This window comes from Dysgonomonas sp. BGC7, from assembly GCF_001261735.1.
Classification (GTDB): domain Bacteria; phylum Bacteroidota; class Bacteroidia; order Bacteroidales; family Dysgonomonadaceae; genus Dysgonomonas.
Genome location: NZ_CVRP01000001.1, coordinates 206559 through 220940, shown reverse-complemented (window position 1 = coordinate 220940; position 14382 = coordinate 206559). Strand labels below are relative to the sequence as shown.

The window sequence follows — 14382 nt, the reverse complement described above, 5'->3', positions numbered from 1 at the left end:
TTTTTATTATTTCGAGGTAAGCTTTTACATAAACTAAATATGGGGCAACACAACCACTTTAATTTTCAAAAATGGTAACCCGTCTGTTTTCTATCTTATAATTGAACTTATTGGTTAACTTGAGAATAGAAAATATTTGATAAATATTATCAGATGTTTCAAAATCACACGTAAAACGTTCTTCTTTCAGTTTATCGGTTGTTATAATTATTTCTACATTATAATACCGCTCCAGATCTAAAGCAATTTCAGCTAACGTCGTTTGCCTGAAATGTAAAGAACCATCTATCCAACTGACAAACTCTTCGGCATATGAACAATCATAAAGTTCAGATTTCCCTGTTTGAGTATCTATTCTGAATTGTTGGTTGGGTTTCATATACACCCCTTCTTCTGCTAATAAAGGAGAAGTTAGCTGTATGCGTCCTTCAATAAGAGTTGTAACCATATATCGGTCACCTTTATTAGCCCGAATATTAAATTTAGTACCTAAAACTCTTGTTGACTGATTTCCACTATTGACTATAAACGGATGAGATTCATCTTTCTTTACTTCAAAATATGCTTCGCCTTCCAGTTTCACCCTTCTTTCTTTCGAAAAAGGATAAGGATTGTAGTATTCTACTTTACTATACGCAGCAACCCAAACCTTACTTCCGTCGGGTAAAATAGTATGTGTGCGTTCTCCTAAGTCTGTAACAACAACAAAGGGCTGCGATAAAGTATCGTGCATTTCTTTTATAAATAATCCGGCCATAAACAGAAGACCCACAAGTGCTGCTGCAACGGCTATGCGTCCACTATATTTCAGAATCCTCATATAAGGCTTAGGCCTTCTACTCTTAATTTGTTTTTGCAGCTCTTTGAAAGAGGCTTCCACATCAATCTGGTTCATGGCATACAAGCGTTCTCCAATGAAGAGAGTATAATATAATTGTTCCAGAAGATTCTGATTTTTTCTGGATGCCCAATACCATGCTTCTACTTCTTCGGATTGAGATGCATCTAGCTGATTGTTCAGATATGATATTAATATTTGATTATCTATTTTTTGATCCATTTTTCTTAACCTCTTTGTAATTGATACAATTCAAAAAAGAAACATACTAAACAGTTTTGTCTTTTTTTTTAAATATTTTAAAGTCTCTCGATAAAGCACAGTATTTTTATAAAGAAATACTGTAGCAACTTTAGAAATCACAAACATGATTTCTAAGGTCATATAATTCTATAGTCCATATTAATGATTAGAAGGGAAGTATATTGAAAAGATACACAGCTATTATAATGACTACAATTCACTTTAGTTTAAAAACAAAGAATCGAATAAGTGTTCAATGTAAGGATTATCGCTTGCTGAAATACAAATAATGAACAGAGGCAAATAATCCCTCAATTCTTTTCTAAGAATTTTCAATGCTTGTCCGATACGATAGTTAATTGTTTGAGGCGAGACTCCCAATTTATCTGCTATTTCTTTGTGAGTAAAGCCGTCAAGCCGATTCATCTCAAAAGCTTTACGAAATTCTTGAGGAAGTTTTTCCAGTGCTTGCTCATACAAACCTATAAGCTCTTTTTCTAAATAGAAGTCGGGGTCGCTTAGCTGTTCCTGATATTTTTCTTCTATAATCTGTAATACTCTGCTTTTGGTTTCGATATGAGTTATTTTGTTCAGAGATTTATTCTTTACAATAGTAAACAACAGCGATTTCAAAGACAAATTAGGATTTAACGAGGTTCTGTTTTCCCATAGCCAAAGCATTGTTTCCTGAACAATACTTTTAGCATCCTCGAGAGAAATATATTGTGAAGCGAAGGCAGTCAACCCTGCAAAATATTTTTTATATACTTTTTCGAAATAGAGTTCATCTCCTGTCCGAAGACCAATTATGTCTTGATCATCGTCGAATGTTTTTTGCCCCATAAGCTCTGATATTAATTTAATATCACCGAAGATTTCGATTTAATTTATTAAATTCTAAAATAGCATTACAACTCAGATCTACGCTTAGCTTTGATTATATCGGAGTCAAAAATATTAAAATTTATCCAAATACAAAAATATACTTATTCAGTACAGTTATTATAGATATTTATAATGTTATACAACAGCAAGTGTAAGAATGAAGTAGCAATATTGAATTATTTTCAAAGTATACCTTACACTATTTTAACAAAAAGCGACTAAAATATAATCAAAATTACACATCGCATAGCGAAGTCTGAAAACTTTTCCGATATTGAGCAGGCGTAGTATCAAAAAGACTGATAAATTGGCGTCTTAAGTTCTCTCCTGTTCTTAGTCCACAATGATAAGCAATCTCGTCCAACGACAACTCTGTTTCGATCAAATGCCGGCTAGCATTCTCTACTCTAAGTTTATTAATGAATTTGGCCGGAGTCACCCTTAATTCCCGAACAAAAACCCGAGCAAAATTGCGAGGGCTCATAAGGGCATATTCCGCCAGATTTTCTACTGTTATATCTTCTCGCAAATGCTCTAAAATCCACTCACAGACTTTTCGTATAGTCGGATTACCTATCTTTTTACAATCTAAATGAGTGCTAAATTGAGACTGATTTCCGGGGCGCTTCAGATATAGAACCAACCATCGTGCAACTTGCAAAGCAAATGACTGTCCTAGGTCTTCTTCGATGAGAGCCAAAGCCAGATCCATCCCCGAAGTAATACCTGCTGCCGTATATATATTATTGTCTTTGACAAAGATGCGTGCTATTTGCACATCTATCAAAGGATACATTTGAGCCAACTCTTCATTCTTTGACCAGTGCGCTGTAGCTTTCTTTCCATCTAACAATCCTGCTTCAGCAAGAATAAAAGCCCCTGAGCATACCGAACATATCCGACGAATAGCCTTCGATTGTTCTCTTAACCAATCTAACATCTGCGTTCTTATATCTATCTCGATATCTCGTGCTAATCCTGTTATAATAAGAGTATCTATAGGATAATCTATCTTCGAATATGATCCTTCGCTCATAATAGGAAGACCTGAAGAAGTGTTTATTAATTTCTCCTTTTCCATAGATACTACATGTGTCTGATATACAAAGTCCGGCTTCTCTTGCGCACAAGAAAACTGATCTATTGCTTTGGTAAAAACTTCTAATGGGCCTACAGTAGTCAGTAACGTAGAATTTCGAGGGACTAATATTACTATATGTTTTATATTTAACGCCATAGTCATATTTATTTTACAGGTTTATCTATAAAGGAAATATCTTTTTTAGAGAATGTCAAAAGGTATATGTAAAAAGTAAGTAAAATATGTCACTTTTGTCACCTTTTAGTTAAAAAGATCGATACTCAGTCTTTGTTATTTAAAAGTAAATATTATTTATCAGAGTACAATACGATTGGCAGAAATTACATACTTTTTGTCATTTCAGACAACAATATTATAATGTATCTTTGTGATACAAAAGATAACAGAATAATTTATTCACTAAAAACCAATTCATTATGAAAGTAATTAAAGTAGGCATCAACGGTTTTGGACGTATCGGACGTTTAGTATTTCGGGCTGCTCAAAGTAGAAACGACATACAAATAGTAGGAATAAATGACCTTATAGATATTGAATACATAGCTTACATGCTAAAGTATGATAGCATTCACGGACAATTTGACGGAAGCATTGAGATTAAAGACGACAAACTGATTGTGAATGGGAATGCGGTACGTGTTACAGCTGAAAAAGATCCTGCAAACCTGAAATGGAGTGCTATAGAGGCTGAATATGTTGTAGAATCTACAGGTCTTTTTCTGACTAAAGAAAAAGCACAAGGTCACATTGCCGCAGGAGCAAAATATGTAGTAATGTCAGGCCCTTCTAAAGACGATACTCCAATGTTTGTTCCAGGTGTCAATGACGATAAGTATATAAAAGGAACTCAGTTTGTATCTAATGCATCGTGTACCACCAACTGCCTGGCTCTAATAGCCAAAGTATTAAACGACAAATTTGGAATAGAAGAAGCCCTGATGAGTACTATACACTCTACCACAGCTACACAAAAAACAGTAGATGGTCCATCTATGAAAGATTGGCGTGGAGGCCGTGCTGCATCAGGAAATATTATTCCATCTTCAACAGGCGCAGCAAAAGCTGTAGGAAAGGTAATACCCGAACTTAATGGTAAACTTACGGGTATGTCTTTTCGAGTTCCAACTCTCGATGTATCTGTAGTGGATCTAACAGCACGTTTAGTAAAACCGACTACTTATGATGATATATGTAAAGCAATGAAAGAGGCTTCGGAAGGCCCACTGAAAGGATATTTGGCATACACAGCAGATGAAGTGGTTTCTTCTGACATGATAGGCAATCCTAATACAGCCATTTTCGATGAAAAAGCCGGAATTATGCTAAGCCCTACCTTCGTTAAGGTAGTTGCATGGTACGATAATGAATGGGGATTCTCATGTAAAGTACTGGATTCCATTGCAGGAATGAAAAAAGTAAACGGATAAAAGATAAACTTATCGAAATTAATAATCAGGCTATATTCTTAATATAGTCTGATTTATTTTATACAAAACTGATAAACAGAGACGTAACACTATAAAAAACACTATATTCTCTGCTTATATTCTTTTACAAAACTCTTCTAATTATAGACGGCTTTCATCATTTTTGACTATATACAAAATATAGCCTTTTTTCCTTCATCTATAAAAAGTATCAAACAAATATAATGGTTCAAATTAATTATTTATTGGGAGACTTAACAAAAGATGGCCTCCAAAATCATTATTTTTAGGTATTGTGCCCCCGCCTATAAACTTTTTCCTTTGCATAAAATTACGACAACTAATTTTCATAAATATTATTTAAAAATGAAGAAAGCAATTCACATCCTATTATTTGCATTGTTACTGGTATCTTGTAGCAGTGATGATAATAATGAAGTTTTGAGTCAGTTAACGATTAAAATAACAAGTGACGAAACAATCAAAGATTACTCTATATTTCAAATATCTATTACAGAGTCTAGAACCGGAACAAAATCTACTGGAAAATCTAATGCAAGTGGAACTTCTGTTTTTGAACTGCCTATGGGTACATACGAAATTACAGTAGAGGATCTAATCGATGGAGCCAGCATTATGTATGCAAGTGTAGAAAACTATACTCTAAGTGGATCTCAAGCTACACTATCGATAAAGGTAGAGCCTCTAATGAACACTTTGGAAAAAACATTTGTCCTCGACGAATTATATTTCAATGGTGCCAAGAACGGTAGTTGGAATTATACCTACTACGAACAATATTTCACAATACGTAATATCAGCGACAGAGCATTATATGCCGATGGACTTTCATTTGGAGTGGCAGGTGATTATAATGCATTGGAAATAGGAGACGACATGTCTAAATATCTGCCCGACAATGTAATTATCAGCCAGTTTTATACAATCCCCGGAGATGGAAGAACATATAAAATAGAGCCAAACAAAAGCCTTGTTATAGCTTTCTCTGCTATCAACCATAACGAAAGCGGAAGCAAGCCAAAGAGTCTGGACCTTTCAGGAGCCGATCTTGAAATTTATGTAGAAGGAGGGATGACCGCAGACAATCCGGATGTTCCTAACGTGATAGTAAACTACTCTGTATTTCAGGCGTTCCATTGGCAATATTCAGGTGCTGCACCTATGATCTTGTTCCGACTTGAAGAAGATGCTGCAACATTCCTTGAAAATAATAAAGTGAACCTACCAAATCCGGCATCGATGGGAATAATGAATCAAGATTTCGTAAAACTACCGACTAAATATATTATTGATGCAGTAGAAACAGGATGCGCTGACGAGTTTTATGGAAAAGTACTCCCTCTTATTGTAGACAGAAGTTCTATCCGTATAAATGATGCATTCTATGGAGGATTCAACGAACAGTTTGTTCAAAGAACACCAATAATAGACGACAAAGGTAATAATATCGTACAAGACACTAATGACAGTGCTAAGGACTTCATTCTAAATATCGGAGGTCAAAAAAGCTACCCTAAAAAATAATTCCTCACAAAATAAATAAGTAAAAGGAGATACATTGCTTTGTTCAGTGTATCTCCTATCTTGCTGAATATACAATATGGATATAACAATCCGGCGATTATTCCTTGTATTCTTTTTTTCTGCATTTTGCGCCTTCGGTATTATAGCACAGAACGGTGGTTCTACATACCAGATTAAAGGACGGATATTAGATAATTCTACCAAGATGCCCATTCCTTTTGCAAATATATATATGCCCGATATAGAGAAAGGAACAATAACCGATGCTGACGGATTCTTTTCTTTTTCTGCAACATACAGAGATAATTTGAGAATAAGATTCAGTAGCTTAGGGTATGCAACCCAAAATATTACTATAAAAAAGAATCCATCCCAAATTGAGATTCTTTTAATGCCACTGAGCATCGAGTTGGAAGAGTTTTCTGTTACAGCTAAATATTCAGAGAATATGGGAAGCGATGCAAAAATAGGGCAAGAGGCGCTAGAATACATTCAACCGACATCCATAAAAGATATCTTCCTTCTATTACCGGGTGGTACAATCGGCAGCAACAATATCCAAAATCGTTCGCTTACATCGTCCCGACAAGCAGGCAGCGACCAAAGCACATCCTTTGGCATGGGAGTATCTGTAGATGGAATGCCTATGCAAAACGACGGAATACGTATGCAAATGGGAGGATATACCGGTCAATCGTCTACTGACCCGTATGGCAAAGTTTCTTCTCTGAATACAGGTGTCGATCTGCGAACAATATCAACAGACCATATCGAGAGTGTAACTGTAACGAAAGGTATAGCTTCAGCAAAAGAGGGTAATCTGAGCAGTGGTTCTATTAAGGTATCATCTAAAAAAGGGAAAACACCTCTCAGAATCAGAGCAAAAATAGACCCATTGAATAAATTAGCTTATGTGGGAAAAGGATTCTTCTTATCCGAAAAACTGGGAACCTTACATACAGGAATAGATATAACAAAGTCGGCCAGCGACCTCAGAAGTACGAAAGACGCATATAACAGAATTACAGCTCAGGCAAACTACAATAATTTGTTTTATCTATTTGGAAAGAAAATAGACTTTAACCTAAGAGGTAGCCTTGTCTCGTCTTTTAGTAATACAAAGAAGGATGAATTGACCGAAGAAAATACAGAGCACTATAAGACAACATATAAAAGATATACTGCATCTTCCAAAATAATAGCATCGCTTGACTACCCGATAATCGACGAATTGGAAGTGCTTATATCTGCCGACTATTCAAAGGATATTCTGAATCACGACAAAAAGGTTTCGCTTACTACAGTTACAATCTCATCAACAGCAACACAAGAAGGAATAAATGAAGCCATATATCTGCCCGATTTGTACAGAACAAGTTATAAGATAGAAAATAAACCTCTGAATATTTTCAGCTCAATAAGCGGAACAAAGCAAGGCCTAATTGTTGAAAATTTGAATTATTCGGTACTGGCAGGAACTTCGTTGAGCCATGTCAAAAATCACGGACGAGGAGTAGTTGTTGATCTTTTCAGACCACCATTCCCTTCAGATGCTTATACCAGACCTCGTGCAAACTCAGACATACCTGCTCTTGTAAACAGTGCATCTTACATAGAAACAAAGCTTCGCTACCAAAAAGGGAAAAACGAGCTAAATACATCTATCGGGCTAAGAGGTACACAGGTGCTAAACCTGCCTAAGGATTATGCCTTGAATGGATTACTATTGCTTGAACCCAGAATACAGTTTTCCTACACTCTGCGGAATAAAATAAAGGAAGAGCGCATGCTTTCTAACACCATCCGGTTCGGATTTGGTATTGAAAATAAGCTTCCGTCATTAGATTTTTTATATCCGGATAAAGTGTATAAAGATTTTGTCGCATTAAATTATTACAGCAATACATCTGAATTAAGAACAGCCTACGTTTATTCAACGGTACATGATCCATCCAATTCGGGCATAAGGGAGAATCAAAACAAGAAAATAGAACTGGGCTGGGATATAAAATATGACAAATATATATTTTCACTTACATTATTCAGAGAGAAAATGAAAGGAGGCATAGAATATTATCCGGGATATACAGCCATATCTTATACAAAGTATGATGGTGAAAAACCGAAAAACCCTCCTATTACCGAAAAACCAAACATAGATGATTTCGAATCTAAACAAATATCTGATTATATAATCAGTAGCAACCTTGTCAACAGTGCCAAGATTATAAAAAAAGGTCTTGAATACCGGATTAGCATACCTAAGATAGATATTATAAAATCAGACATTGAAATAAACGGGGCCTATTACAAAACACTATATACAAGTGGAGTACCAGGGATGGAACGTCCAAGGGGAATAGATGCTAACGGATTTTACCCTTATATTGGGATATATGATGGTTACGAAAAAACATACTCAGATCGCTTCAATACAAATGTATGGATAAATACCCACCTGCCTAAACTGAAATTGATATTTACAAATTTTATTCAGTTGGTTTGGTTCGAGTCTTCACAGTTAGGACGCGATGTAGATCCTTATCCAAGTAAATACATGGATTTGAATGGAAACATTATAAATATTACTCCACAAGAAGTGGACAACGACTCTCAGTTAAGAGCAATGAAAAGAGTTTTTAACGATGCTAGATATGAAAAAAATAAACGACCTGTTTCGATGTTGATAAACCTGAAGCTGACTAAAGAATTTAATCGCTCGGTTAAACTTTCTTTTTTTGCCAACAATATACTAGAAATCAGTCCTACATATAAAACTAATTTTCAAAGAACCGAGAGAGACTGGCATTCTCCATTTTTTGGTACAGAACTAATCATTAATCTATGAATAAGAAAAATTATATTGTTCTGGTTTTATTGTTTGTATCACTGTTGTGTAAGTCACAAAGCGACCTCAGTTATCAGTTGAACAAGTTTGAAAAAAAGGTATCGACTTACGAAGATGTATCTTCACAAATATTCGATATAGAAAATAATTATATATATATCCTCAGACGAAATCCGGCATTTATCGACTTATATTATAATAACGCCGACAGTACACTAAATAGTTATCAGATAAAGCGAATGAGACCATCAGCAATCCTTTTGGGTTCAGCATCGTTCGACAAAACAAATGGAGACTATGTCTTTTATGATGGTAACAAACAATTCGAAGGCTCAGTACTAGCCGGAGGCGAAAAGATAATTGACGGTCTGGGTACTCTTTACGGCTCAGCCTCTTTTTCTTCGGGACGTAAAAAAAATATCTATTCCAATTATGCGACTAACCCTTCGGATTATTACCCATATCTGGTTGGAGACACTCTTGGTGTAGGAGATATAAACAATGAGAAGTATGAGATAAGTGGAGGTTTCAGTTTCAAACATAAAGGATATTACTACGGTTTGGGAGGTACCTATACAGGTATTTCATCGTCAAAAGTAACCGATCCACGCTTATCTGTGTACAACTCGTGGTTAAGGTTGGATTTTGGAATAGCTAAAATAATAAAAAACAATCTTTACTCGGTCAAAATATATCCGGAGCTGAACCGACAAAATATAGATGCTAATAATTATACACAAAAGGCTGCTAGCTATTTTCTTTATTATGGATTCGGCGAATGGAACCGAAAAGAAAGTACAATAGACAATGCCTATAAGAAACTCATGACTATTAACGGAATAGGTGCAGACATTACTTACAAACGGCTCTCTACGAATGATAATTCTATAAATTACACATTCAACTTTGTATATAATTATAGGAGTATGAACACTGAGGATCTCATGGGGACAAGTTCATTGACAAGTAGAGCATACAAAAACCTATTTTCCTCTACGACTCATCACTTCAGTCCCAACCTTATTCTCTCTAAAAGACACAAAGACTTCCTTTTCTTTTTGTTGCTAACAGGTAATAATAACATCAGAAAAGGAACAGAGCATGTTTATGAAAAAGTAAGTTCATCCGAGAATAATTCATCTCTAAAAGATTACGTGAAAGTAGGATCAAATAAACTGTACAGTCAAAACTCATATTCCAATTCTGCACAGTTTAAGGCTATTTATAATCTTTCGCCTATTCGTTCTCTACATTTCCTAGGGAGAATAAATTACGACTATTATGAAGAAAAGTATATTTCTCCCCACAGAAGAATCTGTAATCAATCTATTACACCATCCATAGGAATAGGCTATAATAGCATCTTCAACAAAAACAGTCTCGAAATAAATCTAGGATTTTCTGCTAAACGAGCCATAGACAATGTATTCGACTTACCTGCTGTAGATAAAGAAACAATTATTCAGCAGGCGTATATCCCATACCTTATCAGAGGAGAAGATAATAATACATTTTCATCAGAGATCACCTACTCTCATTCAGTGAATCAAAAAAATAAAATTGGTAGCAGAATATCCTTTTTGTACGGGCAACGCACAAAAGCCCCTTATATCACTTCTTTATCTCAGTTCGCAGAGCCGGATAGAGAATCTTTAAGGCTAAATCTGAACCTCTTTTATATATTTTAAAAAAGTATGAACCACTCTTATATAACATACATTATGAGAAAATATTTTCTATATATCATCCTTGGTCTATTGTTAGTTTCATGTCAGGATGATAATTTTTCCGATATTGGAAATCAAGATACAACCACGACAGAAGAACCTAGTTCTATTCCGGGTATGCAGTCTGTCAAGCTACAAAGCCAAATTATAAAAACAATTGATAATAAGGCTGGCGAATTGGCAATCCCTACGGGCAATCCTCAACTAGACGAATACTTAAATTCTATCGGAGCATATAAGATGCAAAGAATATTTCCATATGCGGGAAAATCAGAAGATCTACAGATATCTGAAGGTCTTAATGCGTGGTATACAGTATGGTATAACGAATCTAAAACGAATGTAAAATCTTCAGTGTCTGCCAGCATTTTCGATTTTGTAGAGCCGGTATATCATCCCGTAATTGGAGACTATACAGTTTCTGCGGTTCAAAATCCTTCTACTAAAAGTTTATCTCAAATCTCCTTCAACGATCCGGGCTTTTCCAGACAATGGAATATGTATAATGAAGGAAAAGTAGGTAATTATCAGATAGGCAGTGAAGTTATAATTAGCTCTATAACAGGAGCAGATATTAATATATTACCAGCGTGGGCTGAAGAAAGTGGCAATCCCAATGTTATAGTAGCAGTTGTTGACGGAGGAATAGATATTTACCACGAAGATCTGATAGACAATTTGTGGATAAATAAAGGAGAGATCCCCGGTAACGGAATAGACGATGACAATAATGGTTTTATAGACGATGTATACGGGTACAACTTTGTAAATGGAACAGGAATAATCGAACCTCACGATCACGGAACACACGTAGCAGGAGTTATTGCTGCTAAAAATAATAATGGAAAAGGTATTTGCGGTATAGCAGGGGGGGATGGTTCTGCAAATTCGGGAGTAAGGCTTATGAGTTGCCAAATGTTTATGACAAATCCTAACTATGATCCTAACGATCCAGATTCGTCCAGCAATATATCTACAACAACCAACCAAACCGCAGCAGCGATTGTCTACGGGGCAAATAATGGCGCTGTAATAAGCCAAAATTCGTGGGGATATGATATTGGTATATCTACGCCGCAAGTAGTAAAAGAAGCCATTGCTTATTTTACGAAACATGCTGGAGGAAGTACAAACTCACAGATGAAAGGAGGCTTAGTAGTTTTTGCAGCATCTAATGATTATACAGAATTTAAGGCATATCCTGCTGCCGAAGCAGATGTTGTTTCTGTTGCAGCTTATGCTCCCGATTTTTCAGCAACATGGTATACAAACTATGGTGACTGGGTTGATATAGCTGCTCCGGGAGGAACCCAAAAAATAGGACAAAAATATCCTTACGAAGGAGGAGAAATGACTTCCGGAATTTATAGCACTATCGTTTCCAAAAATGGGCAAAGCAGATATGGATATATGCAAGGAACATCCATGGCTTGTCCTCATGTATCGGGAATAGCAGCATTAATTGTATCAAAATATGGAGGAGATAATTTTACTGTAAGCGAGTTAAGACAAAGACTCCTTACCGGAGTAAAAAAGATAAATCCAAATAATTATAATACTGAAAAATACCACAATAAATTGGGTAGAGGCTATATAGACGCTCAAATTGCTCTATCCGACTACGATAATAATATTGTACCTGCCAACCCGGCCTTTATTCCGGATCAGACTGAACGGAGTTACAGCTCAATATCATTAGCATGGAAATCTACATCAGAGAGTAATGATGGTTCTATACAAAGCTATATTTTATACTTTTCTGATAAAGAAATAACAAGCTCTAATTATCTAAATACAGATGTTAGTCAAATTGAAGTGACTGCAAGTTTCACAAGTCCGAATGATATATTGAAAAGAAGCCTAAAGAGCTTAAAAAGTGGAAAAACATATTATTTTGCAATTCAGGCCTTCTCCAGAAATGGAAATTCTTCAAATCTGGTAATATACCAAGGAGGAATATCGACTCTTACAAATACCCCTCCAGCAATATCGTCCAGTGTCGACCTGAATAATACCATTGTCTTGGCTGGAAACGATGTACAAGAGATTATTTTCGAAATAAACGATAAAGAAAATCATGCATGGACTTATAACATAACTTATAAAGAACAACTCTTTACCGAACAATCAGGGAACACCATTAGAATCCGAATTTTCGCTAATAAGTTTGCTTCCGGAACCCATACTATTCAGTTGACTGTTAATGATGAATACGGAGCTTCTTCATCTGCAAAATTAAATGTAAAAATAGAAAATGATAACCCTCCGAGACTCGTAAATAGTATCAGTTCTATCAATGTACATATCGACAGTCCTAAAACAATTTCTTTAAGAAATCTCATCGAAGATGAAGACAAGAGTTCGTTAATATTCTCTCTTGGTGTTTTAAAGAATGAGAATGCCAGAGTATCTCTCCTCAACGATCAACTGACTATTACCCCTAAGAAAATTGGAGAAACGGAGCTGTCTTTTTCTGTTACAGACAAGCATAACCAAAAATCAGAATTGACTTTACCAATATTTATATATCAAAACGAAGGTATCTATAGTTTATATCCGACATCTGTATCACAAACCGTGTATGTGAAGCTGGGAGATATTATTAATGGAGATATCCAATTAAGAATACGAAACATTATGGGCAAACTGGCATTAGAGAAAACATACAACACTAATAGTATTGATTCTCAGAAACGCACTTTACTCGTGAATGTGGGTTCTCTTTTCCCCGGAAAATACGAACTAAGCATAATAAACAACGGCAAAACATATAAAGAATCTTTTGTAAAAGAATAAATAAAGAAAAGAAATGAGAATTTATATATTACTATTATTTGCTATAGTAGCTTTCTTTAAGGCAGAAGCCCAAAGTAGAATACTACCTGTGACAGAGTCACCCTCTTCTCCTAAATCTTTGAGTTTGGGAAACTCTAAGATGGGAAATATAGACAATGCATTTATATACAATAATCCGACAGCACTCTTTTATTCAACCTCTAAAGCAGTAGATTATTCGCTAGGAATCATTCCTTCCGAAAGTGAAAATACATATCTATTACATACATTGACTACAGCATACCGAAATGGTAAAAGCGCTTTTTTTGTGGGAGGGCGCTACTTGTCGATGGGCTCTTTCGACAATTGGCTCAATAACGACATGGAAGAAAACAGCACACTTGGCAAAATCAGTTTTTACTCATATACTATCGATCTGGGCTATGCATACAAACTTAACGAAGCTTTTTCTTTCTATTCGACAGTAGGCTATGTAAAAGAAAAAACTGTAGCTTCTATTTGGGCTTATCGGGTAGATCTTGGTTCTTATTATAATGGCAACGGTAATCTCTTCAACAAAGATGTAACTTATTCGGTAGGTATCTCAGCCGGTAATCTTGGAAAATATTCTTATAAAAGCAAAACTGATTTCTTGTCACCAAATGTAAGATTAGGAGGATCCATTATGATTCCAACAGCAAGTAATCAGACAATAGAAACTTTTTTAGACGGGGGAGTTTTTCTTCCGGTAGCAGACAATAAATCAACCTCTTTTATTAGCATTGGATTCGATTATTCATTCTTCAAAAAGTACTCTCTTCGTATAGGAGCCCATTCCGGCGACAATGACGATTTCTTCTCTGCCGGATTCGGGGTTAAATACAAAATATTTGATTTTAGCTTCGGATCGAAGATAGCTCTTCGTAAAGATTTGGAAAATATGTATATGTTAGGATTAAAAGTAGGAATATAAATCTATTAATATTATAATT

9 protein-coding genes are annotated in these 14382 nt (G+C 35.4%); 6 read left to right on the top strand and 3 right to left on the bottom strand.

Annotation, left to right across the window (positions count from 1 at the left end; genetic code table 11):
- Window positions 1-58: 58 nt before the first annotated feature.
- From BGC7_RS00920 to BGC7_RS00910, 3 genes are all read right to left on the bottom strand, one after another.
- Window positions 59-1060 (bottom strand): FecR family protein, encoded by a 1002-nt coding sequence (locus tag BGC7_RS00920; RefSeq protein WP_050699668.1) that lies wholly within the window; start codon window positions 1058-1060, stop codon window positions 59-61.
- Between the two features lie 243 nt (window positions 1061-1303).
- The gene (locus BGC7_RS00915; protein ID WP_050699667.1) at window positions 1304-1924 is read right to left on the bottom strand and encodes an RNA polymerase sigma-70 factor; all 621 of its coding nucleotides are present in this window, start codon (window positions 1922-1924) and stop codon (window positions 1304-1306) included.
- Between the two features lie 277 nt (window positions 1925-2201).
- Window positions 2202-3203, bottom strand: coding sequence for a GlxA family transcriptional regulator (locus tag BGC7_RS00910; RefSeq protein ID WP_242034404.1), 1002 nt, complete (start codon window positions 3201-3203; stop codon window positions 2202-2204).
- A 281-nt stretch (window positions 3204-3484) separates the two neighbouring features.
- On the opposite strand from BGC7_RS00910, the gene gap reads away from it, so the two are divergent.
- The 6 genes from gap (at window position 3485) to BGC7_RS00880 (ending at window position 14363) form a co-directional block, all read left to right on the top strand.
- Window positions 3485-4495 (top strand): type I glyceraldehyde-3-phosphate dehydrogenase, encoded by a 1011-nt coding sequence (gene gap, locus BGC7_RS00905; RefSeq protein ID WP_050699665.1) that lies wholly within the window; start codon window positions 3485-3487, stop codon window positions 4493-4495.
- Window positions 4496-4861: 366 nt separating this feature from the next.
- Window positions 4862-6040: a DUF4876 domain-containing protein gene (locus BGC7_RS00900; protein WP_050699664.1), complete on the top strand. Its 1179-nt coding sequence runs from the start codon at window positions 4862-4864 to the stop codon at window positions 6038-6040.
- Between the two features lie 76 nt (window positions 6041-6116).
- Window positions 6117-8888, top strand: a complete 2772-nt coding sequence (locus BGC7_RS00895) for a TonB-dependent receptor (RefSeq protein WP_087880025.1) — start codon at window positions 6117-6119, stop codon at window positions 8886-8888.
- Window positions 8885-10576: a DUF6850 family outer membrane beta-barrel protein gene (locus BGC7_RS00890; RefSeq protein WP_050699663.1), complete on the top strand. Its 1692-nt coding sequence runs from the start codon at window positions 8885-8887 to the stop codon at window positions 10574-10576. The genes BGC7_RS00895 and BGC7_RS00890 overlap by 4 nt, the downstream gene beginning before the upstream one ends.
- A gap of 33 nt (window positions 10577-10609) precedes the next feature.
- On the top strand, window positions 10610-13411 hold the full coding sequence (locus tag BGC7_RS00885) for a S8 family serine peptidase (protein WP_185112928.1): 2802 nt from the start codon (window positions 10610-10612) through the stop codon (window positions 13409-13411).
- Between the two features lie 13 nt (window positions 13412-13424).
- A complete protein-coding gene (locus tag BGC7_RS00880; protein ID WP_050699661.1) occupies window positions 13425-14363 on the top strand; it encodes a PorV/PorQ family protein in 939 nt (312 codons plus the stop codon).
- Window positions 14364-14382 lie beyond the last annotated feature (19 nt).